This is a genomic window from Bacillus sp. OV166 (assembly GCF_900177675.1).
GTDB lineage: Bacteria > Bacillota > Bacilli > Bacillales > Cytobacillaceae > Neobacillus.
This window is the reverse complement of sequence record NZ_FXWM01000001.1, coordinates 3,066,206-3,089,418: the sequence shown is the minus strand read 5'-3', so window position 1 is coordinate 3,089,418 and position 23,213 is coordinate 3,066,206. Positions and strand designations below refer to the sequence as shown.

The window sequence follows — 23,213 nt, the reverse complement described above, 5'->3', positions numbered from 1 at the left end:
ACAACCTTGTGCAGCGAAAAAATGGTCAAATCATTTATCAAATTAAAGTTTAAATAGCCGTTTGAATCAACTAATGTTCCACCATTATCTAACCAATAAAGTGAACCTTTATTCTCAGTATCTGGTTTAATAACTAGACTGCAACCATCAAGTCCATCCCTATTGGATACCATCCAGGAGGATAATCTATATATTTGGGAATAACTCCGATTAGTAAAGACGCAAAGAAAGACAGTTACTGATACCACTCAAAATACGGAAAAACAGCCTTATCGCTAATGGACAAGGCTGTTACTCTCATACCAATTCAATTTTCGCCACAGCCTCACAATGTGCAGAGTGTATGTAGCAACACAAGGGTGCTGGTGGGTTTATTACATTCTTGAGACCTTTTTCTTTCAGAAAACAGACTTTATCAAAACAAAAGTTGCCGGCTGCAAAGGAACTTGAAACTGAATAAAATAAGTACACATGAGTTGATGTGATTCATTTTTACTCTAACTTTTTGAGAGTTACGTCATTTCACTGTCCCCGTCCCATCAACATTCTTTTCCAAAGTTATCAAGCAATCCACGCACTTCATCTGTTGATTTCGTGTTCATCAATTGATTTCTTAATTCACCAGCTCCACGGAATCCTTTGACATAAATTTTGAAAAAGCGATGAAGCCCTGTGATTGAACGTGGCAGTGCTTCCGCATATTGATCTTGAAGATCAAGCTGCAGTCTTAAAAGATCAAGGTACTCTTTACTGCTATGCTCTTTTGGCTCTTTTTCAAAAGCAAAAGGATTTTTAAAAATACCTCGCCCAATCATAACGCCATCAATACCATATTGTTCAGCAAGCTGCAGCCCAGTTTGACGGTCAGGAATGTCTCCATTGATTGTTAGTAGCGTATTTGGTGCGATACGGTCACGTAATTTTTTGATTTCCGGAATTAGCTCCCAATGCGCATCTACTTGGCTCATTTCCTTTCTTGTACGTAAATGAATAGAAAGGTTCGCAATATCCTGTTTTAAAATATGCGTTAGCCACTCCTCCCACTCATTTACATCCTTATTGCCAAGTCGTGTTTTCACGCTGACAGGCAGTCCGCCCGCTTTTGCTGCTTGAATAAGTTCTGCCGCAACGTCTGGACGCAGAATAAGGCCACTACCTTTCCCTCTCGAAGCCACATTCGGTACAGGGCAGCCCATATTAATATCGATGCCTTTAAATCCTAGCTCTGCCATGCCAATACTCATTTGACGGAAATATTCTGGATTATCCCCCCAAATATGTGCCACCATTGGCTGTTCATCTTCTGTAAAAATCAAACGACCACGCACACTTTTCATGCCCTCTGGATGACAATAGCTATCCGAGTTTGTAAACTCTGTGAAAAATACATCCGGTCGACCGGCTTCACTTACTACGTGACGAAAAACAACATCTGTCACATCTTCCATTGGTGCAAGTACAAAAAATGGTCGTGGTAAATCACGCCAAAAATTATCTATCATTTCAAACTCAAATCCTCTCACTATGGATACAACTTCAAACTCTCGGGCAAAAAATATAAAGCCAAATGTTCCACTTCTTTTACACTTATATCATGCTAAATAACTTATTATCAAACATAAGTACATTTGGACATTTATAATTTGTGAAAAGCGGCAATGTTTATTTTAACGAAAATCGGTCCTGAATGGTATTTTTATTAACAAAAAAGCAGATGGTATAGATTTTTTCTATATCAAATGCTTTTCTATTATACAAACTCCAACCACGCGACCGCTTCACAATGTGTGGAGTGTAATTGACAACACAAAAGGGATTTTGGTCGGTTTATCAACATTCTTTGAATTTTTTTAAAACAAGTACTTTTTCAATAAAAGCACCCGTTAGCTAAATAAGAAATCAAATTAAATTTGCTGAGTAGAGAGCAAGTATTGCATCAACAGCGTGACTGCTCCATTATAATTGAAAGTTTATTCTCATTTCCAGATAGCCTCTTTGTGTTATTTTTTCTAAAGCAAAAAAACAAGTTATTTTCATAGCTTGTTTTAAATGCTTTCTATCATTCTATACCCAACACCCATTTCAGTTAGAATGTATTTTGGCTCAGCAGGATTTGATTCTAATTTTCTGCGGATATTTGCCATATTGACTCGTAATGCTTGCGTTTCATTGGTGTATGGTCCCCATATTTTCTTAATGATAAAGTCATGTGTTAACACTTTGCCAGCATGCTCAGAAAGCAAAGTAATGATTTTGTATTCAATTGGAGTAAAATGAACTTCCTTCCCTTTGATAAGAACTTTTCGCTTCTCAAAATCGATTTCAAATTCTCCAACGCTAAACTTTTTGAGACTTTGATCATCACTTTCTATAGCTTTCTTATTTCGCCTAATAGCAGTCCGAATTCGAGCAAGCAACTCTGAAGTGCCAAATGGTTTAGTAATATAATCATCCGCACCCAGGTCAAGCGCTTCTACTTTTTCCCGTTCATGCCCACGAGCTGAAACAACAATAATAGGCACCTCGCTCCATTGTCTAATCGCTTTTAAAACCTCGATTCCATCAATATCTGGCAATCCTAAGTCCAACAAAATTAAATCAGGCGAATGAGAAGCCATCATTGAAATGGCTTCATTCCCCTTTTTAGTTTTTATGATTTGATAATGATTTGAAGTTAATATTGCAGAAATAAAATTGCTTATACCTGCTTCATCTTCAACGATTAAAATCAAAGTTTTATACACCATTTTACACAGCCCTTCTTTAGCTTACCTATTATTTCTGAACCTGGTTTACTTGTTATGATAGTGGTAAATAAAATCGGAATACTGCTCCACCTGACTTTCGGTTTTCTGCACTCATTTTACCTTGATGTGCCTTAATAATTGACATACAGATGGAAAGACCTATTCCCATCCCTCTTGATGAATCGGCACTTTTCTTTCCATTTGGTACAAAACTTGTAAATAAATATGGTAAATCTTCAGCGGCAATTCCTTCTCCGTTATCAATTACCTCAATTACTGCATAATTCTTATTCTTTTTCACATTTACATCAATTGCTGTATTGTTTTGTGAATGTTTGACCGCATTTTCAAGAAGATTAATCAGGACCTGTGCAATTAATGTGCCATCCATGGGAACAATTAAAAGTTCATTAGGTACCTTTACAGAAATATTGCTCTCTGGAAATCTCTTTCTAATTCGACTTACTGCTTCTGCAACAATTTCCTCTACAGCCTCCGGTGATTTGGAAACATTCATTGTTCCTTCATGGATTCGTGTTACAGACAACAAGTTTTCTACCATTCGAATTAACCATTGGGAATCTTCTATTATGTTCGCAATCAAATTGTTTTTTGTAGACTCATCAAAAGATGCTTGATTTTCGAGAATGGCAGAACTCGCACCTAGAATAGCTGTTAAGGGTGTTCTTAAATCATGTGAGATTGCACGCAATAGATTACTTCTCATTTTCTCTTTTTCAGATTCTACCAGAATTATGCGCTGTTCATCTGATAAATACTGGCGTTCTAAGGCCATTGCTACTTGTGCAGTAATCATTTGTAAAAAAAGACGATCATCATGATAGAGAAGGCTTTTTTCACAGGATATTCCCATTACACCAAGTATCTTTTTTTGTGATACTACAGGAAAATAATAAGCTTTTGCTCCCATTAGTGTGTCAGCTCCAGCTCCAGCTGGTTTGTGGTTGACAAATACCCAATGTGCGACTGCTTTTTCACTCTCAGATTGTAAAATGTCGTCCTTTATCTCCTCTGAAAATTGCTTCAAGTAACCTATTGTCCCGTTTTCGGGATCTTCTGTGTAAAAAATTACTGTTCGATTGAACAGTTTAACTACATATTCATTTGTCAGATTCACAATACTATCAAGCCCTCTGGCAGCTAACAACTTTTTGTTTATTTCATAAAGAACCTCTGTCCGACGCTCTCTTTCTACAGCAAGTCTTGCTTGTGTTTTAATACGAACCGTCAAAGCACTTGCAAACAATGCGACTAACAACATAATGAAAAAGGTAACTGGATATCCTGCTTGAATAGCATTAAATGTGTAATAAGGTACAGTAAAAAAGAAATTAAATGCTAGAACACTTAAAAATGAAGAAACTATACCATAGAGATACCCTATTGTGATTCTAGAGATAACGAGTACCGACAGAATATAAACCATTATCACATTTTGTTCACCGATTCCAAGCGCACGAAGTTCAATTGAAACAATAGTTGCTAACATTAATAATACAATAGACTTAAGAACATCTCTCCAAAAAAACTGTACTTGACTACGGAAATGAAATCTTCTCGTTTTTCTATAAGGTCGGAGTGTGTTACTATCAGGAATGATATGAATCTCCAAACCTGGTAAAAGCGATATAAGCTGGTCTTCAAAATCCATTTCAAAGACGTTCTTAAATGATTTCTTATTTCGACTCTTACCAATCACAATATTCGTGATACCTGATAGCTTTGCATATTCTGCAACAGCTGTTGCAATATTGTCTCCATTAATTGTTACAATTTCAGCACCTAATTTCTCTGCTAAATCCATATTCATCCTAAGCGATTTTTGTTGTTGTTCTGTAAATCGACCACTATCCATATTTTCTACATAAACAGCTACCCAAGGTGCATGAAATGCTTCAGCCGTCCTCGCAGTCCATCTAATGCATTTCGCTGACGAAGGAGAGGGACCAATACAAACTAGAAGTTTTGTATTGGCCATTTTAGCGAAACTACGTCGTGTATTCAGGTTCTCATGGCTGATTCTATCCGCAACTTTCCGCATGGCTATCTCACGTAAAAGTCGAAGATTTTCCACTGTAAAAAAGTTATTAATAGCTGTTGCAACTCTGTCAGGGCTATATATTTTTCCTTCTTCAAATCGTTTTAATAATTCTACAGGATCAATATCAATCAGTTTTACAGAATCTGCGCGATCAAAAAAGGTATCTGGTACAGTTTCTCTTACAGTAATCTTTGTTATATCTTGAACAATATCGTTCAAGCTTTCAATATGTTGGACATTTACGGTTGTATATACATTTATTCCAGTATTCAAAAGTTCCTCAATGTCCTGATATCGTTTTTTGTTACGAAGACCATGAGCATTAGTATGAGCAAGCTCATCAACTAAAATGAGTTCAGGCTTCCTGATTAAAGCTGCATCTAAATCAAATTCCTTCAGCTCTATGTTTCTATAAGAAGTCTTTTTTGAAGGTAACATTGGCAAACCTTCAAGAAGTTGCGTGGTCTCTGGTCTCGTATGCGGTTCAACATATCCTACTAAGACATCAACACCATTGCCAAAATGTTCTCTTGCCTCGTCTAACATCGAATAGGTTTTTCCTACACCTGCTGCATAGCCAAAGAAGATTTTTAGTTTACCAACTTTCTTTTGTTGTTCAAGTATGTCTTCTAAAAGCTTATCCGGATTTGGACGTTTATCTTCTTGCATCATACGAAATCACTATCCTTTATAGAGACCATCAAGAGCTAAATTTACCTTTAAAACATTTACCCCAGGTTCTCCAATGAATTCTAGAAATCTGTCGGTAGTATATTGATTGATGATTTTTCTAACATTATATTCACTTATTCCTCTTGTTTTTGCAATTCTTGACACCTGGTATTCAGCTGCTGCTGGTGAAATATATGGGTCGACTCCACTACCTGAAGCTGTAACTAAATCCATCGGGATATCAGATTTGTTGTCTGGATCAAATTTATGCCACCAATCAATTCGCTCTTGGACAAGTTTTTCTTGTTCAGCGCTAACAGGTGAAAGATTTGTTGTACCTATTGATCTCCCAATTAAATATTTTGGTTCAGTAAATTTTTGAGCAATTAATTCGGAACCAACGTCCTTCTTTGTTCCATCTTTTAGTGTAACAGTGACAATGCTTCCATTTGATTGGTTTGGAAATATTAGTTGAGCAATTCCAGTTACAACACTCGTATACACCACACCACAAAGAATTGTCATTGCAATAAAAATAAATAAAGCTGGTCTAAATGTTTTTGATATGTTTGTCATCAGTACCACCTCACACAAGACCGCTTACGGTCAGAATCATATCTATCATTTTGATTGCCAAGAAAGGTGCAATTACTCCACCCAGACCATAAATCAAAATATTTCTTTTTAGTAGCTTTCCAGCTGGCAATTCACGATATTTAACACCTTTTAATGCTAATGGGATTAAAAAGACAATGATTAACGCATTGTAAATGATCGCTGACAATATCGCGCTCGTTGTACTTGTGAATCCTAAAATATTTAGCGTTGTTAACTGTGGAAATATACCAAAAAACAGAACTGGGATAATGGCAAAATATTTTGCCACATCATTTGCCACACTAAATGTGGTTAAAGCGCCCCTTGTCATTAAAAGCTGTTTTCCAATTCTAACTATGTCAATCAACTTCGTAGGACCAGAATCTAAGTCAACCATATTTCCTGCTTCTTTCGCTGCTTGTGTACCAGTATTCATTGCCACTGCAACGTCTGCTTGCGCCAATGCAGGTGCATCATTCGTTCCATCACCCGTCATTGCTACTAAATGTCCCTTTGCTTGGTAATCTCTAATCAGTGCTAATTTGGCTTCAGGTGTTGCTTCTGCCAAGAAATCGTCTACACCTGCTTCTGCTGCAATCGCTGCAGCTGTCATCGGGTTATCACCTGTAATCATGATGGTTTTGATACCCATTTTACGCAAGTCACCAAAACGTTCCTTAACACCGTTTTTAACAATGTCTTTTAAGTAAATAACACCCAACACTTTTGTGTTATGTGCAACAACCAACGGTGTACCTCCAGCTCCTGCAACTCGTTTGACAATTTGGTCACATTCAGATGGGTATTCCCCACCCTTTTGTAGAACATAGTTTTTAATTGCGTCAACAGCCCCTTTTCGGATTCCATTTCCCCCAAAATCAACACCACTCATTCTAGTTCTTGCTGAGAATTCAATGAAGTTTGCATTTAATTGACTAAGATCTCGACCACGAATATCAAACTTTTCTTTTGCAAGAATAACGATACTTCTGCCTTCAGCTGTCTCATCTGCTAAGGAAGAGAGTTGAGCTGCATCAGCTAATTCTCTTTCTTCAACATTGCAAACTGGAATAAACTCGCTTGCTTGACGATTTCCTAGTGTAATTGTCCCTGTTTTATCTAATAATAGGATATCCACATCACCTGCAGCTTCAATAGCACGACCACTCATTGCTAAAACATTCGCTTGATTGAGTCGGCTCATGCCTGCAATACCTATTGATGAAAGTAAGGCGCCGATTGTTGTAGGTGCAAGACACACTAACAGAGCAATAACATTTGTAATTGAAATCGCAGTACCCGAACCTGCTAACTTACTTACAAAGTTCGAAAATGGGAGTAGTGTAGCTGTTACAACAAGAAAAATAATCGTCAATGTAACCAAAAGAATTTGGAGTGCAACTTCATTTGGCGTTTTCTTTCTAGATGCACCTTCCACCATAGCTATCATTTTATCAAGAAAGCTTTCACCTGCCTCTGCTGTTACTTGAATAATCAACCAATCTGAAACGACTGTTGTACCTCCTGTAACAGCACTTCTGTCCCCACCAGATTCACGAATGACAGGCGCAGACTCGCCAGTGATCGCACTCTCATCAACAGATGCTGCCCCATCAATTACCTCACCATCCATTGGGATCTGATTACCAGCACTGACAAATACAAGATCACCTTTTTTCAATGTGTTGGATAATACTTCAGTGTACTCATCGATATTAGTTGCTGATTTTAACTTCTTTGCTTTTACATCCTTTTTTGCACTGCGTAGACTATCTGCTTGCGCACGGCCACGTCCTTCTGCAATCGACTCTGCAAAATTAGCAAATAAAACTGTAAACCATAAAATGAGAGCAATGGCTAAGGTGTACCATGAATTCTCATCTTTGATCCCCATGAAAGAAAGAATGTATAGAAATGTTGTAAAGATTGCTCCAATATATACCACCAACATGACAGGGTTTTTTAACTGTACACGAGGTGATAGTTTTACCAAAGACTGACGAAATGCGTCATTTAAAATACTCTTGTTATTATGCTTTCCATTCATCGTTTTCACCTCAGATTAATGTGTAAAATAATCTGCAATCGGGCCCAAGGCTAAAACAGGTAAGAAACTGAGGGCTCCAATTAAAAGAATGACTGAGACTAATAATCCAACAAACATGGTATTACTAGTTGATAAAGTTCCTTCACTTGCAGCAGTTGTTTTCTTCCGAGCAAGATTTTCTGCCAGATAAAGAATAGCTCCAATTGGAATAAAGCGAACCAATAACATCACAATTCCACCAATAATGTTTGTGAAAACTGTATTGGATGTGAATCCACCAAATGCACTTCCATTGTTATTAGCCATTGAAGAAAAATTATAAAGGATTTCTGAAAATCCGTGTGCTCCTGAATTGTTAAGCCATGACGAAGCAGCTGGCATAGAAACTGCAAGTGCTGTACTTAATAGTGTTAAGAGCGGTGGTGCAAGAACAATTAAACAAACCATCTTCATATCAAACGGTTCAATTTTCTTACCTAAATATTCAGGGGTTCGCCCAACCATCAATCCTGCGATGAAGACAGTCAACATTACGAAAGCCAACATTCCGTAAAGCCCGCTTCCTACACCACCAAAGATTATTTCCCCCAATTGCATAAGGAACATGAGGACCATGCCAGCGAGTGGAGTAAAACTGTCATGCATGGCATTCACGGAGCCATTTGAAGCTGCAGTTGTTGCTGTACCCCATAAGGCTGAAGCACCTACACCATGAATGACTTCTTTTCCTTCTATACTTCCTGAAGTTACTACTCCATGAAAAACTGGTGCAGCAAATTGCTCACTGATGGTTACAGCTACGATTGATACCACAAATAGAATCAGCATGGTAATGTATAGTGATTTACCTTGTTTGCTATCATTTACTGCTTTCCCAAATGAAACACAAAGTGCAGCAGGGATAATTAGTATAGATAGCACTTGTATAAAGTCGGAGAACGATGTTGGATTTTCCAATGGAAAAGCTGAGTTCATTCCAAAAAATCCACCACCGTTTGTACCAAGTTGTTTTATTGCAATCTGACTTGCGGCAGGTCCTAATGGAATAATTTGATTTACCCCATTCTCCAACATCGAAACAACTTTATAATGGGCAAACGTTTGCACCACACCTTGTGAAGCAATAAGTAGTGCCACAACTAGCGACAGAGGAATCAAAACATAAAGTGTTATTCTCGTGATATCTACCCAGTAGTTACCTATCTTTTGTTCTTTTTTGAGAATGAAACCTCGAATCAGTGCGAATAGAACAGCGATACCTGTTGCCGCTGAAACAAAATTTTGAACTGTCAGTCCAATAGACTGGGTCAAATATGATAGAGTGCTCTCGCCAGAATAGGCTTGCCAATTCGTGTTAGAAACAAAACTTGCTGCTGTATTGAACGCTAGATGCCAACTAGTCCCCTTCATCCCTTCAGGATTTATAGGAAGGAAACCTTGAATCATTTGTAATCCCCAAAGAAAGAGTAGCCCTATTGTGCTAAAGGTCATAACAGAAACTAAATATTGTTTTGCTCCCATGCCTTCTACATTCCAATTACCGATGATTTTATAAACACAATTCTCTACTGGCGATAAAATTTTGGTCAAAAATACTTTTTGACCAGTCATCACCTTATAAATATAAACACCTATTGGAATTGATAATCCGACTAAAACAGTAATAAAAAAAGTATCTTGTAAAATAATATTGGTCATAGATTTTCACCCTTAAATAAGATGTACAACAAGTAAACAAATAACGACATACCAACAATTCCAGCGAAAAGTAAAACAGCATTCACCTTTACAACTCTCCTTTTCAATTTTTCCAACTTCACGAAATCGTCGGAAAATTAATCAATTTATCTTCTTGTAATGATTTTATTGAATTTGGAATAAAGATAGTGTTCAGATACTGGAGGATGGTGTAAAGATTCTGTTAAGACTTGATAATAAAATTAATAAGTACACACAATTTTTTCTTCAAGCAACCTATTATGAAAGAAAAAAACCAGTAGATTATTCTCTACTGGTTTAACACCTATATAGCCACCACAAAAAACGGTATGTGTTCAGTTTATGAAATTGGTACCACCGAAGGTTAGAAAATCATTGGGATACTAGCAATGGAACGTACCACTCCATTATTGTTATAAATTAACTCAACTGGATCAATCGCCAATTTTAAATCTGGGAAGCGGCTAAGCAAAGTACCAAAGGCAACTTTTGCTTCCAATCGGCCGCCAGGGGGCTGACCGTTGGGTGTCGTGGGTTGAGGGCGGGCGTACCAGGGGCGGGCTCGGTGTTAGTCTTCGATTGCCTGGTAGACCGTGGTCCAGAAGTCGTGGATAAGCCACGATGAATCCGGAGTGGACGCCCCGACCTGGGTGAGCAGGATTCCGGTGAGCTGTTTGTCCGGGTCGGCGTACGTCGCGGTGCCGCTTCCGCCGTCCCAGCCGAACTGGCCGATGGACGCGTAGTCACCACGGTAGGTGCGCACCGCCATCCCGAAGCCCCAGCCGCCGTGTTGCCCTTGGCCGAATGACACATGGACGTTGTTGCTGGCCATGGCGTTTCGGGCGGCTTGTTGCTCGGGCGTGAGGCGGTTGGTGGTCATCAGCTGGACAGCGGGCTGGGACAGGATCCGTTCGGTCCCGTGCATCCCGTGATTCAGCAGCATCCGGAAGTAGGCGTGGTAGTCGTCGACGGTGGAGACCAGTCCGCCGCCGCCGCCCTGGAACGCCGGAGGCTGGCTGTAGCGTCCCCCCTTGGCCTCGTCCCACACGATGAACTCTCCGGTCTGCGGGTCGGGGGCGTAGAGGGTTGGCAGCCGGTCGATCTTGTCGGCGGGCACGTGGAAACCGGTGTCCTTCATGCCCAGGGGGTTGAAGATGCGTTCGCGCAGGAACGTCTCGAACGACTGGCCCGTGACCCTGGCGACGAGCACGCCGAGTAGATCGTTGCTGATGTGGTACTGCCAGCGCTCTCCGGGCTGGTACATCAGCGGAAGCGTGCCAAGGCGGCGCATCCACTCATCCGGCTCGGGCACCGGCTCCGGTAGATTGGGCGTGAGCCCCTGCTCGAAGATCGCGTTCATGATCGGAGTGCCCAGCGACGTCATATCCATGCCGAGCCCGAACGTGGAGGACAGCAGGTCCCGTACGGTGACCGGCCGCCGCGCCGGCACGGTATCGTCCAGCGGGCCGTCGATCCGCTTCAGCACCCGCCGGTCGGCGAGTTCCGGCAGCCACTGCTCTACCAGGTCATCCAGCCGCAGCCTGCACTCGTCGAGCAGGATCATCGCCGCCGCGATCGCAACCGGCTTGGAAGTCGAGGCCATCCGGAAGATCGTGTCCCGGCGCATCGGCGCGCCACCGTCATGGCGCATCGTGCCGATGGCTTCGACGTGTGTCTCACCGTGTCGGCTGACCAGAGCAACGAGCCCAGGAATCTTCCCGGAATCGACATACCTTGCCAGCACGTTGCGCATTCTGCGCAGCCCTGTTTCGGAGAATCCGCTGTTGCTTTGTCCCGTTGTAATCTTTTTCATTTGGTCTCCCTCTCTTTACTTTTTTATCAGCCCTATTGTTCTACAAATTCTCTTTTGTTATCAATGCTTGAAAGCGTGTTCGATGCATCAAAGAGACCGAATATTGGCAATCAAAAGATGACTCACTTCCTGTTCTGGGTGATCAGAATCGAGATATTTCCTGCACTTAGCATAGAGCCATATGTTCATCGGACGTTTATTCTCGGTTTCATCAAATTCAAAGTCACCATTATTCCGTAAGTAATCTTCTTTGACAACCGTTGTCTTGCCCGCCCCATTGGAGCCGAGCAGGGCGAAAATACTGCCCTTATCCATAAGCTCCCACCTTCACATTCCCTAATTATGTATATTCTAGAAGTAAATACATATTCCTTCTTCAACTATCCTGCCACGTTAGCGGAACAAGGAAAGCGACTGCTATTATTGAACAATCGCACCCGCTACTTTAAGTACAATTCTTCACAATCTGCTTTGTGTATCAAACCAGAAAAGGGCGATGCCTTGTTAAATCATCGCACCGAATATGGAATACGTAAATACACCAAAACTAGATTAACCTTGGGATATATAAATCGTTTTTAACCTTTAATTTTCAATAGGCGTAGAGCATTTAAAATTACAATTATGGCAGCACCAGTATCACTTAGCACTGCTATCCATAATGTTAGCCATCCAGGGAAAATTAAAGCTAGGGCAATAAACTTTACAATTAATGAAAACCAAATATTTTGTTTAATTATTTTTAATGCTTTTTTACTTAGATTGATTGTATGGGGTAGCTTTTCGAGATTGTCTGCCATTAAAACAATATCAGCTGTTTCCATTGCTGTGTCTGTTCCGGCACCACCCATAGCAATCCCCAAATCAGACGTTGCAAGTGCTGGCGCATCATTTATGCCGTCACCAACCATTGCTACTTTATAACCTTCATTTTTTAATTTTTTAATAGAATTTACTTTATCTTCTGGCATTAATTCAGCAAAATAACGGTCAATTGGTGTTTCAGAGGCAATCACTTTAGCTGTTCCTTCATTATCTCCAGTCAACATTATGGTTTGATTAATGCCAACTTGTTTTAAAGCATTTAAGGCATTAACCGTTGTCTTACGTAAAGTATCAGAGACAGCAATTATACCCAATAACTTTTGTTCACTACCAATAATAACTACCGTTTTTCCTTTTCTTTGAAACTCTTCTGCTATGGTTTTTATATTGCCTAATGAAACATTCATTTCTTCAAACAGTTTAAGATTTCCTGCATAATGAATGACTCCACCAATAGTAGCCTGAACCCCTTTACCAACTATACTTTTAAACAACTGGCCATTCTTTGATTGTATGCCCTTTTCTTTTGCATAGTTTACAATTGTTTTAGCTATTGGATGAGTTGAATAATCCTCTAATGTCAAAGCAAGGGATAATAACTCGTCTTCTGAAGTGCCTAGAGCCTTTATTTCAGAAACCGTAGGCTTTCCTTTAGTTAATGTACCTGTTTTGTCAAAAGCAATGGCATTTATAGATCCTGCGATTTCTAAGAATGATCCACCTTTAATTAGAACACCATTTTTCGCTGCATTGCCGATTGCAGATACAATCGTTACAGGTGTCGAAATAACCAGAGCACAAGGACAAGCAATTACTAATAGTTCCAGTGCCTTATAAAACAATTCTCCCCAAGTACCTAATCCAAGAAGGGGAGGTATCACCATAATAGCTATTGCTAATACGAAAACAATAGGTGTATAGATACTTGCAAATTTATCGACAAATGCCTGAGTAGGTGCTTTTTGTTCTTGAGCCTCTTCTACCAAGTGAATAATCTTTGATATAGTAGTATCTTCAACTAACTTAGTTACTTTAATTTCAAGAGAGCCACTCTCATTTATCGTACCGGCATAAACTGTATCACCAATTGCCTTATCAACTGGTATTGACTCTCCTGTGATAGGAGCTTGGTTTACGCTGGATACACCTTGAACAATTTCTCCGTCTAATGGAATTTTATCGCCTGGTTTAACAATGATTATCTGACCAATTGAAATCTCTTCAACTGGCTTTTTAACCAATTCAGTGCCAATTAACACCCACGCTTCTGGTGGAGCTAAATTCATTAAATTTCGAATAGAATTTCTTGTCTTCTCGATTGATCGATTCTGTAGAACAATTCCCAAAGAAAATAACCATACAACGGTTGCTCCTTCTAACCATTCACCAATTAATGCAGCACCAATTGCCGCAGCTGACATTAATACATTCATATCAAGTGAACGGCTTTTTAAAGCATAGTAAGCACTCTTCACAGGCTTATATCCAGTTAATACGATTACTATCGCGTACAAAATATTGCTCATTAATGTTGAGATACCATTGTATGACCCAATAAACCCTAGAGCTATTAATACCCCAGAAAAGATGATTAAACCATTTCCTTCGAAATTTTTAGGAGCTTCGGGAGCTTTGCTACTCTTCGTAAGCAAGGACGCTTTATAACCGATTTTAGCTACTTCTGAAATGATATCTTCAACGCTATTGTCGTGATCAACCTTCATTTTTCCAGTAGAAAAATTCACACTTACTTTTCTTACTGAAGGTAAAGTATTCAAATGGTTTTCGATACTTTTTGCACAACTACCACAATCCATTCCTTCGATAGTGTACGTCATCATATTTTTGTTCCGTTCAAGTGATTCGATCGTATAACCAAGTTTTTTAATTTGATTTTCAATTTGATCAAAAGAACCGATATCTCCAACCACCTGTAGTTTTGCTGTGCTGTAGTTCACTGTTACATCTCTAATCCCTTTTAAAGCACTTAACCCTTTTTCTATTGTGAGACCACAAGCTGGACAATCCATTCCGTGTACACGATATACAACTTTTTCTTCAGAAGTAGCTGGCGAAAGAGGAATGTCTTTTGATAGTTCTTCAACCATGTTGCTACAACAAAAGCTTTTTGGACCGTTAGGTTTTTCTAAGGCAATTGAATCACTGCTACAGCAAGAGCTTTTTGCCTCATTAGGTTTTTCTAAAGCAAGAGATTCACTGCTACAGCAAGAACTTTTTATCTCATTAGGTTTTTCTAAAGCAAGAGATTCACTGCTACAGCAAGAAGTCTTTACTTCCACAACATTTTCTAATGCTTTTAAGTTATCGTTGCAACAACTTTTATTTTCATCTATTTCATTTTTCTGTATTTCTTTAGAACTGCAACATTTATCAGCCAAAGTACTTCACCACCTTAATCGATATGATTCTCACAACAAGCTATATCAGTTTGCACTTCTTCGAACACTGTGTGGAACATTTTTAGCAACTCTCTTACTTGTTGATTTCGTAAGCTATATTTAATGTATTTTCCGTCTTGTCTGCCAACAATAAGCCCACATCCTTTTAAACAAGCTAGATGTTGAGATATATTTGATTGCTTGCCATTGAGGTCCTCTACAATTTCTGAAACAGTTTTTTCTTGTTCTTTAATTGATTCAAGAATTTGAATCCTTGTTTTATCTGAAAATCCCCTTAGAAACTTTACCTTCAAATCAACATCTGTTTTTGCCATCGGTAACTTTACCTCCAGTCATATTAGATAGCACTAATATGTTCTAACATTATCATATTAGCAACCACTAATATGTGTGTCGAATATTAAGTGAAAATTGGAATAATTGTTTTTGTTCAGTTACAGTAGCAGTAGATGTCAGTGGTGATGTGAAATAAAAAATTTGGGAACTACTCCTACTCCGGTGCCAAAATAATAACAAGCAAAAAAGCACTCACAAAATTGTGAGTGCTATTAATATGTACCCTTTTTATAAAATTTTTTGAATGCTTATGAGATAAAGAAAAGTAACTATTTACCTCGCTGTATATACTGCTAGTGAGGAATTTCAATGTTTAACCCCCCATTTATCTTCAAATTACTTGTACAACTCACTGCACTTTTACTTCAACAAAAAGGAGCAGTTCTCCTTCTTGAAGAAATGCACCCGTTAGTATAAGTTCAAAGTTTCACAAAAACATAATAAAGAAAGGTCCTTCAAGATAATTCTCATAGGACTTCTTAAGAACAAACTTTTTAAAAGAATTTTTTCACACTTTCCAACTAATTTTAAAAAGCATCCAAGGAATTTCGATAAACTACCCCTGGTTGACAATAGTTCGATGGTTGGAGGAAATAATTCTTCCCCACGACAACCTCGTAGAAAATTAATTGGTCAGATAGAACTCTAAATGTTTTTTTATATAAGTTGGTAACAGCTTCATCACTTAGGTAAGTTTCTATCAATTCTTTTTCGCCATTAATTGCTTCCCCTCTTGCTTTTATAACAGCTTGTGTAATCTCAGCTGAGTGGTCGTAAATTGTCTTGTACATAGTAATCACCTCCACAACTATATGGATAAACAAATCTACTCTTATTTACCTGTTTTTTGGGTAGTAGGAAAACCCGGGATATTTCACAACTGGCCATTTCTCCTTGCGTAGAGAATCGAGCAATTCTGATCCAACCTTTAAGTTGCTTTGAACTAATTCTTTAGAAGTCAGTGCCATCCATTGGTTCAGCGACACATCTTCAAAGCGGTCGCTTTTGAACATCTCTAAAAACCATAATGTTTCTGTACCGGTGTTTTGAATATAGTGTCCAGTTGCAAAGGGTACATATCCGACATCACCAGCCCTATAATCAAATGTACGTGCTGCACCGTTTCCAGCAAACACAGTCATTCGCCCTTGTCCGGTAAGGTAATACTGCCACTCGTCGTTATTGGGATGCCAATGAAGTTCTCTCATTGCACCCGGTTCAATCTCAACAAGTGCTGCTGCGATTGTTTTTGAAATTGGAAAGTTGGAAGAATCCACAATTCGTACACTACCACCAGGCGTTTTGATTGGTGTTTGTTTCAACAGCTCGTGCTTAAAGGTTAAAGGGACTTCTCCGTAGGGTGACTGGACTTCTTGACTTTCCAGTGAACCTGGTACCTCCCCCTGATAGATATATACCTGTTCAGACGGAATGGAGTTAAACGCACTCTCTGGTACTCCAAAATTTGCCGACAGAACATCTTTTGGAGTATGAGCAAACCAGTCGGAGATGGATAAGGTGGAAAGATCGGAAAAGTTTCCGTCATCGAAGACGAGCAGAAATTCGCAATGTTCCAACCCTTGAATCGAATGTGGGATACCTGGGGGGAAGTACCAAAGGTCACCAGGACCCACGTCGGCAATAAAATTTCGTCCTTGTTGGTCAACCGAGGTTATACGTGCCCGTCCCAACAGCATATAAGACCATTCTGCCTGTTTATGCCAATGGAGTTCACGAACTCCGCCGGCCGTTAAGCTCATATTTACTCCAGCAAGAGTAGTCGCTATCGGAAGTTCCCTGGCGGTGATCTCCCGTGACCATCCCCCGTGATTTAATGTCATAGAAGTGTCTGAGAATGAGAATTTCAAGTTAGGAACTAATCCTGCATCTGTAATAGGTGGGACGAGCATATTCGGATTTTGAAGATCCCTCAGGATATTCCGAGGTCCGGAGTCTATCGTGCCAGCTCCATCACTACGGATAGGTTGTGGCACTTTTCCGTTCACTTGATTAATTGTTCGGTTGTCCATCAAAATGCACCTCATTTATGGGATAGTTCAGGAAAAATCTTTTATCGTATTCTTATGAGTTGGGCAACGAATATGTGCCTATTTCAACCAACCTACTTTGTTAGCACAACAAGAAAAGAGATTACCGCTTGCAGTCCCCCTCTTTAACTAGTTGACCTTTTTTCATTTGGTCTTAATATAACTTGGAAAAACTGGTCACCGACCTTCGGTTGTTTTGGAGATATACAATACTAAAATTTTTTCACAGTGAACTCTTTTTTGATACCTCCTAAGCCCAACATGCATAACTTAATAATAGTTCAAGAAAACAAGGAGTATTAAGTATGAATGTTATTTCTGATGGAAATGCAAAAGCATTATAGATTTTCTAAAATTGGAAGGGCAAAGGTTCGCATGACGGGAATTGAAAAAATGAGAAAATGGGGGAATCTTAATGAATATTAATGATGGCATTTCTCATAACTTGCACAACTTATCCAAACACAGTACCAACCCGTACTGCAAAAATCCAAATTGTAAATGTGGAGATCAATGTAAATGCACACCAAATAACCATTGTGGTAGTAAGGAAGCAAATCCGCCAAAAATAATTCTCACTAAATTTGTAGACGAACTTCCAATCCCACCTGTTTTAAAACCTCGATGGACAGATCAGTTATATACGTATTATGAAGTGAATATGACGGAATTTAAACAATCTCTCCATAGTGAGTTAAATGATACAACGGTATGGGGCTATGAAGGCAGCTATCCAGGTCCTACCATAGAAGTAGAAAAAGGTAAAATTGTATTTATCAAATGGATCAACAATCTTCCTGATAAGCACCTGTTTCCTGTAGATCATACGGTGCATGGTGCCCATATGGACGTACCGGAAGTACGGACGGTGGTACATGTACACGGAGCTTGTGTTGAATGGGAAAGCGATGGCTATCCAGAGGCTTGGTTTACAAAAGGATTCAAACAAGTCGGTCGATATTTTAGGAAGCAAATCTATCGATATGATAATTGCGGGCATGATTCCACACTTTGGTATCATGACCATGCCCTAGGTATCACTAGGCTTAATGTTTATGCTGGATTGGCGGGATTCTATTTAATCAGAGATCAACGGGAACGCATCTTGAATTTACCAAGTGGGAAATACGAAATCCCTATTATGATACAAGACAAGACATTTAATAAAGATGGATCCCTTTATTACCCAAAGCAGCCAGATAAACCAATCCCGGAATTAGAAACGTCAATCATTCCTGAATTCGTGGGAAAAACGATTTTAGTGAATGGCAAAGTACATCCCTATTTAGAAGTCGAACCATGTAAATATCGATTTAGGTTGCTAAACGCATCCAACACTCGTTTCTTTAGAATTAAACTTGGCTCAGGACAACTTATGTATCAAATTGCAACGGATGGAGGATTTTTACAGCACCCGATAGGTGTAAAAGAAATTATGTTAGCACCTGCAGAACGAGCAGAGGTGATCATTGATTTTACCAATCTTGAGGGTAAGAATATTATCATGACAAACGATGCGCCTGCTCCATTTCCAACCGGAGATCCAGTTGATGAAAATACAGGCACAGTGATGCAGTTTAGAGTAACTCATCCATTGTCTAGTGTGGATACGAGTGCTATTCCGGCTTATATAATGCCTGTTCCCAAAATAAATGAACAGTCAGCTTCCAAGATACGATACCTAACATTAAATGATAATATGGATAAGTACGGTCGTGAATTTATGTTATTGGATAATAAACAGTGGGATGCCCCCATCACTGAAAATCCAAAATTAGGATCAACTGAAATATGGTATCTCATTAACTTAACTACGGATACACACCCTATTCATCTTCACTTAATTGATTTTCAAATCTTAGATAGGAGAAATTTCGATGTAGAAAAGTTTAACAAGGAGAAAATGATCCATTATACGGGTCCGGCGATTCCTCCGGAACCATACGAACGAGGATGGAAGGATACCGTTCGAGTAAATCCTAACCAGATTGCTAGAATTATCATGAAGTTTGGTCCTTTTACCGGATTGTATGTATGGCACTGTCATATCTTGGAGCACGAGGATTATGAGATGATGAGACCGTTTATAGTTATCGATAAATAGACTGTGTTCTGTCAAATTGAATTGCTTAAACACCTTTATTTAATTTAAAATAATGCCTTAGATTTTCCGGAAGTACAAAATTAATCTACAAAGAACATTGGGATTTAACACCCAATGTTTTTTACTTTAATAATCTAACCTGATCCTTTAGTTCAATAAAAATAGCAGCCTGACTTGGCAGCCGTATCTTTAAGAAAAACAAATTTGATGTAGTTTAATTGTTTTTCTTACGGTGAGACAGGAGATTGTTGTTTTTCCCAATTAGTTGGTCCCTCAACTTGATATGATCACTACGGATCAATTAAAAGCTTATTTAGCAAAATCAAGTGAAAGCCTTAAGCCTGCAAGTTTGCCATAAATAATATCCTTTCAAATAAGTTTTACTACAAAATTCAACGAATAAATAAACTTTCCTTCTTCAACTATCCTGATCCGTTAGTGCAATAAGAAAAAGCCACCAAGACTGGCAGCTAAATCTTCAACTCAAGTACCTGTTTGTGTGGTTAATAGAAAACTAAATCTCAGCAAATTTATTTACTCTACTCAACTTGTGACAAACAAGGTAAATTAAACAATATATCGGAAATGAATAAAAGAGACTCCACTTTATCAGAACATAAAACCCTAACCATAAAAATAAAGGTTCTCCTATGAAAGCACTAACTCCTGCAAAGATTAATGCCTTAAGAACAGGAGATGTGTTAGGTTTATACTGGATAAGGAACATTGCAAAAACAGGAAGAATAGAAGTATCCCAAGGAATATAACAAGGCATAGTTGGTACAGCTTTACCTGAATATAGCCAGAATCCATACATAGATCCCAAAAAATCAAGCCACGAAGTTATCATTAATACAAAAAAACCAACAAATAATAAACGGCTGGTGCTTTCCTTTTTTCTAAATATTAACCATAAAACCCATGGTAAAAATGTTAAAAATAAAGATAAGAAAAAATCCCAGTGAAATAAAATGTGGTTAAGCCAATAGTCTAAAAATTCATAATGTGCATCTGATAATTTTTTATAAAACTCTTCAGTTACTCTAATCGTTTGAGGATTCTCTAAAGTTTTCATTTCTTTCTCCCTAGCTATATTTACATTTTTATCCTATCCACACGCTTCCCAAACAATACTATAACCGACTAGTTTGTTGGACTGATTTGTTTTCCCATTTGTTGTCTAAATTTATTTAGATCGCTATCCATCTGAATTAGTTAACAACAACTTCCTTACTGGAATTTGTCTAAACCTTAACGGTGTATGTTTTATTTAACTGCCGCGTTTGCCTAAAGTGACATAAATGAGTCATTTCTCTACTTCAACTAAACTGCCAGTTAGCTCAATAACAAAAAATGATCGCCGCAGCGATCATTTCTTAAACACAAGCACCCATTAGTTTAAGTGAACTTATTCACAATGGCACATTTCTATTGCAGAATGAGAACAATGTCATTTATCTTTAAACCTTAAACATATATAACCCCGTCTAGGTTACATCTATTTCTACATAAAGTTACTGCTGCAATATCTGAATAAGGTTGCCGCATGTATCGTCGAAGACAGCAATTGTGACTTCGCCCATTTTTGTCGGCTCCATAGTAAACTTCACGCCGTTTTCCAATAATCGTTTGTACTCTTTATGAATATCTGCAACGCCAAACATTGTTGCTGGGATGCCCTCTTCAAATATCTTCTTTTGATACTCCTTTGCGGCAGTATGCTCATTCGGTTCGAGTAAAAGCTCGGTACCTTCATGAGCATCGGGAGAAACAAGCGTAATCCACCTAAATTTTCCCATGGGAACGTCATGCTTTTTTACAAATCCCAGCTTTTCTGAGTAAAATTCCAGTGCCTTGTCTTGGTCTTGTACGAATATACTGGTAACAATGATTTTCATAATGTTTTGCCTCCTTTGATATTTACCACGTTGGTGGCCTGCAAACAATCTGGCTCCAAGCAGAAAAACCCCTACATTCGTCAGAAGTTTTTAAATAAATTACTCTATCCATCCTTTTAGCAAATTTTTAAGTGGTTCGTTGTTAAATATAACTACTCGATATTTTCCCTTTCGTTTTGATTTTACGAGCCCTGCATCTTCCAGTACAGAAAGATGTTTAGCTATCGCCTGCCGCGTAATAGAAAGGTCGTGTTTCGTAATGAGACGTACCGTAAGTTCATACATCGTCTGCTCGTTGCGTTCGGAAAGTTCGTCTAATATTAGTCGCCGAGTCGAGTCGCCAAGTGCTTTGAATATAGCATCTCTGTCCCAATTCATATATCGAGTATAAGCAACTCTACGGTTGCTTGTCAAGTATAAGCAACTGAATGGTTGCGTGATAAAGGAACCGTATCATGCAACCATTAAAGTCACATAATAGTAGTTTGATCCATTATAGAAAAATAAATTTTTAACACTTTTCCTATTCAACTAAAGCACCCGTTAGCACAAAAAGAAAAGCCGCCAAAATGACAGCTCCGATCTTTAACTCTTGCACCCGTTACTTTAAGTACAATCCTTCACAATCTCTTTTATTAACATAAATATCGGCTTTACTAAAAAATTAATATGGTTTAGGTTGATAAAAATAGTTGGGCTTTATAATTTCATTAGTATATGGTTTGTGAAAAATATGTGTTGTAGCTGGTGCTAAGGGTGGAATGAGCCAAGTCCAATCGCCTGAAACTGATCTTCCAATCTCCATTTCTTTTTCTTCAAATTTTTTAAACTGTTGAGCAGCCGTATGATGGTCTACTATACTAACCCCATCTTCCTTAAAAGAATGTAAGACTGCTGTATTCAATTCTAAGAGTGCCCTATCCTTCCATAAAGATATATTACTTTTAGTATCCAATTCCATTAAATTTCCAATTTGAGGAAGCATATTATACCGCAATTCATCTGCTAAGTTTCGTGCTCCTATTTCCGTGCCCATATACCATCCATTAAAGGGAGCCGCCGAATAAGTAATGCCTCCAATTTCAAGAATCATATCCGAAATAATTGGTACTGCATACCACTTCAAGTTTAAATCTTCAAACCATTTGTATTGAGGATGACGAATTGGAACATCAAGAAGAAGTATTTCTGGAATCTCGACTAATTTTGGATGATTCTCATTAATTTGAATGACTAAGGGCAAGACATCAAATTTTCCAAACTTCGGTTCCCATCCTAGATGATTTATACATGTCTCTGTAAAGGATACGGAGTGTGGATCCCCTAAAACACCTTGTTCAGTTTTATAACCTGCATAGCGAACCAATTGGTGATTCCATATACGTACGGTTTTATTAGGAGCTTTCTGTGAAAAAATTGTAATTGTAGGGCGTATACGACCCTTATTAGTTGCATATTCGATGTGCTCAAATAAAGCTTCAATAATTTCCTCTTCAGTATTTACGCTCCTCTTATCGATAACGGTTAAATGATCCCAAAATAATCTTCCTATACAACGATTACTATTACGCCAAGCCACTTTTGCCCCATATTCTAGTTCCACGGCTGTGTGTCCATAATAACCTTGGCTTAGTATCTGTTGATTAATTTCATCCAACCTATTTTCCAGTTCCTGTTCAGTTTTATTTAATTCCCTAAAACAAGAACGAATAAATTCCTCTGCTTCCTTAAGTAAATCGTTAATCAAAATAAATCCTCCTATGATAAATTATGTTCTAATAATATCATAGTGGAGTTGAATAATAACAAACCCTATTTTTTTGTAAAAATCATCATTACCATATAACACCAACCAGATTCACTTTTTTTAACTAACCTGACAGTTAGTTCAACAAGAAAAAAGCCACCAAGAATGGCAGCTTGCT

Annotated in this window: 18 protein-coding genes; 1 reads left to right on the top strand and 17 read right to left on the bottom strand. The window is 38.6% G+C overall.

Going from position 1 to position 23,213, the window contains the following annotated elements; translation table 11 throughout:
* Positions 1 to 539: 539 nt before the first annotated feature.
* From CCK98_RS14875 to CCK98_RS14815, 13 genes are all read right to left on the bottom strand, one after another.
* The gene (locus tag CCK98_RS14875; RefSeq protein ID WP_088087294.1) at positions 540 to 1,502 is read right to left on the bottom strand and encodes a tRNA-dihydrouridine synthase; all 963 of its coding nucleotides are present in this window, start codon (positions 1,500 to 1,502) and stop codon (positions 540 to 542) included.
* Positions 1,503 to 2,045: 543 nt separating this feature from the next.
* Positions 2,046 to 2,747 carry a response regulator gene (locus CCK98_RS14870; RefSeq protein ID WP_088087293.1) on the bottom strand — a complete coding sequence of 234 codons (702 nt, stop codon included), beginning with the start codon at positions 2,745 to 2,747 and terminating at the stop codon, positions 2,046 to 2,048.
* Between the two features lie 52 nt (positions 2,748 to 2,799).
* On the bottom strand, positions 2,800 to 5,478 hold the full coding sequence (locus CCK98_RS14865; protein ID WP_218780183.1) for a sensor histidine kinase KdpD: 2,679 nt from the start codon (positions 5,476 to 5,478) through the stop codon (positions 2,800 to 2,802).
* Positions 5,479 to 5,490: 12 nt separating this feature from the next.
* Positions 5,491 to 6,057 (bottom strand): K(+)-transporting ATPase subunit C, encoded by a 567-nt coding sequence (gene kdpC, locus CCK98_RS14860; RefSeq protein WP_088087291.1) that lies wholly within the window; start codon positions 6,055 to 6,057, stop codon positions 5,491 to 5,493.
* Positions 6,058 to 6,067: 10 nt separating this feature from the next.
* Positions 6,068 to 8,125, bottom strand: a complete 2,058-nt coding sequence (gene kdpB / locus CCK98_RS14855; RefSeq protein WP_088087290.1) for a potassium-transporting ATPase subunit KdpB — start codon at positions 8,123 to 8,125, stop codon at positions 6,068 to 6,070.
* Between the two features lie 15 nt (positions 8,126 to 8,140).
* Entirely contained in the window at positions 8,141 to 9,823 is a 1,683-nt protein-coding gene (gene kdpA, locus CCK98_RS14850) for a potassium-transporting ATPase subunit KdpA (protein WP_088087289.1), read from the bottom strand.
* 385 nt (positions 9,824 to 10,208) lie between these two features.
* Positions 10,209 to 10,343 carry a cytochrome P450 gene (locus tag CCK98_RS35970; protein WP_218780161.1) on the bottom strand — a complete coding sequence of 45 codons (135 nt, stop codon included), beginning with the start codon at positions 10,341 to 10,343 and terminating at the stop codon, positions 10,209 to 10,211.
* Between the two features lie 69 nt (positions 10,344 to 10,412).
* Positions 10,413 to 11,657: a serine hydrolase gene (locus CCK98_RS14840; protein ID WP_088087287.1), complete on the bottom strand. Its 1,245-nt coding sequence runs from the start codon at positions 11,655 to 11,657 to the stop codon at positions 10,413 to 10,415.
* An 87-nt stretch (positions 11,658 to 11,744) separates the two neighbouring features.
* On the bottom strand, positions 11,745 to 11,972 hold the full coding sequence (locus tag CCK98_RS35375; protein ID WP_088087286.1) for a hypothetical protein: 228 nt from the start codon (positions 11,970 to 11,972) through the stop codon (positions 11,745 to 11,747).
* A gap of 263 nt (positions 11,973 to 12,235) precedes the next feature.
* The gene (locus CCK98_RS14830; protein ID WP_373408533.1) at positions 12,236 to 14,722 is read right to left on the bottom strand and encodes a heavy metal translocating P-type ATPase; all 2,487 of its coding nucleotides are present in this window, start codon (positions 14,720 to 14,722) and stop codon (positions 12,236 to 12,238) included.
* A 173-nt stretch (positions 14,723 to 14,895) separates the two neighbouring features.
* Positions 14,896 to 15,216, bottom strand: a complete 321-nt coding sequence (locus CCK98_RS14825; protein WP_088087285.1) for a helix-turn-helix transcriptional regulator — start codon at positions 15,214 to 15,216, stop codon at positions 14,896 to 14,898.
* 549 nt (positions 15,217 to 15,765) lie between these two features.
* Positions 15,766 to 16,029, bottom strand: coding sequence for a hypothetical protein (locus tag CCK98_RS14820; RefSeq protein WP_088087284.1), 264 nt, complete (start codon positions 16,027 to 16,029; stop codon positions 15,766 to 15,768).
* A 45-nt stretch (positions 16,030 to 16,074) separates the two neighbouring features.
* The gene (locus tag CCK98_RS14815; RefSeq protein WP_088087283.1) at positions 16,075 to 17,268 is read right to left on the bottom strand and encodes an oxalate decarboxylase family bicupin; all 1,194 of its coding nucleotides are present in this window, start codon (positions 17,266 to 17,268) and stop codon (positions 16,075 to 16,077) included.
* 586 nt (positions 17,269 to 17,854) lie between these two features.
* Between CCK98_RS14815 and CCK98_RS14810 the strand changes: the two genes are divergently transcribed.
* Positions 17,855 to 19,390 carry a multicopper oxidase family protein gene (locus CCK98_RS14810; RefSeq protein WP_088090415.1) on the top strand — a complete coding sequence of 512 codons (1,536 nt, stop codon included), beginning with the start codon at positions 17,855 to 17,857 and terminating at the stop codon, positions 19,388 to 19,390.
* 514 nt (positions 19,391 to 19,904) lie between these two features.
* Here CCK98_RS14810 and CCK98_RS14805 read toward each other — a convergent pair.
* The 4 genes from CCK98_RS14805 to CCK98_RS14790 form a co-directional block, all read right to left on the bottom strand.
* Entirely contained in the window at positions 19,905 to 20,465 is a 561-nt protein-coding gene (locus CCK98_RS14805) for a CBO0543 family protein (protein ID WP_088087282.1), read from the bottom strand.
* A gap of 439 nt (positions 20,466 to 20,904) precedes the next feature.
* A complete protein-coding gene (locus CCK98_RS14800) occupies positions 20,905 to 21,288 on the bottom strand; it encodes a VOC family protein (RefSeq protein WP_088087281.1) in 384 nt (127 codons plus the stop codon).
* Positions 21,289 to 21,387: 99 nt separating this feature from the next.
* Positions 21,388 to 21,666 (bottom strand): helix-turn-helix transcriptional regulator, encoded by a 279-nt coding sequence (locus tag CCK98_RS14795; protein ID WP_088087280.1) that lies wholly within the window; start codon positions 21,664 to 21,666, stop codon positions 21,388 to 21,390.
* Positions 21,667 to 21,952: 286 nt separating this feature from the next.
* A complete protein-coding gene (locus CCK98_RS14790; protein WP_088087279.1) occupies positions 21,953 to 23,035 on the bottom strand; it encodes a nitric oxide synthase oxygenase in 1,083 nt (360 codons plus the stop codon).
* Positions 23,036 to 23,213 lie beyond the last annotated feature (178 nt).

Bases quoted from the DNA above. Each gene is read 5' to 3' on its own strand.
- CCK98_RS14875 (WP_088087294.1), bottom strand. From the start codon at position 1,502: ATGATAGATAATTTTTGGCGTGATTTACCACGACCATTTTTTGTACTT.
- CCK98_RS14870 (WP_088087293.1), bottom strand. From the start codon at position 2,747: ATGGTGTATAAAACTTTGATTTTAATCGTTGAAGATGAAGCAGGTATA.
- CCK98_RS14865 (WP_218780183.1), bottom strand. From the start codon at position 5,478: ATGCAAGAAGATAAACGTCCAAATCCGGATAAGCTTTTAGAAGACATA.
- kdpC (WP_088087291.1), bottom strand. From the start codon at position 6,057: ATGACAAACATATCAAAAACATTTAGACCAGCTTTATTTATTTTTATT.
- kdpB (WP_088087290.1), bottom strand. From the start codon at position 8,125: ATGAATGGAAAGCATAATAACAAGAGTATTTTAAATGACGCATTTCGT.
- kdpA (WP_088087289.1), bottom strand. From the start codon at position 9,823: ATGACCAATATTATTTTACAAGATACTTTTTTTATTACTGTTTTAGTC.
- CCK98_RS14840 (WP_088087287.1), bottom strand. From the start codon at position 11,657: ATGAAAAAGATTACAACGGGACAAAGCAACAGCGGATTCTCCGAAACA.
- CCK98_RS35375 (WP_088087286.1), bottom strand. From the start codon at position 11,972: ATGGATAAGGGCAGTATTTTCGCCCTGCTCGGCTCCAATGGGGCGGGC.
- CCK98_RS14825 (WP_088087285.1), bottom strand. From the start codon at position 15,216: ATGGCAAAAACAGATGTTGATTTGAAGGTAAAGTTTCTAAGGGGATTT.
- CCK98_RS14820 (WP_088087284.1), bottom strand. From the start codon at position 16,029: ATGTACAAGACAATTTACGACCACTCAGCTGAGATTACACAAGCTGTT.
- CCK98_RS14815 (WP_088087283.1), bottom strand. From the start codon at position 17,268: ATGGACAACCGAACAATTAATCAAGTGAACGGAAAAGTGCCACAACCT.
- CCK98_RS14805 (WP_088087282.1), bottom strand. From the start codon at position 20,465: ATGAAAACTTTAGAGAATCCTCAAACGATTAGAGTAACTGAAGAGTTT.
- CCK98_RS14800 (WP_088087281.1), bottom strand. From the start codon at position 21,288: ATGAAAATCATTGTTACCAGTATATTCGTACAAGACCAAGACAAGGCA.
- CCK98_RS14795 (WP_088087280.1), bottom strand. From the start codon at position 21,666: ATGAATTGGGACAGAGATGCTATATTCAAAGCACTTGGCGACTCGACT.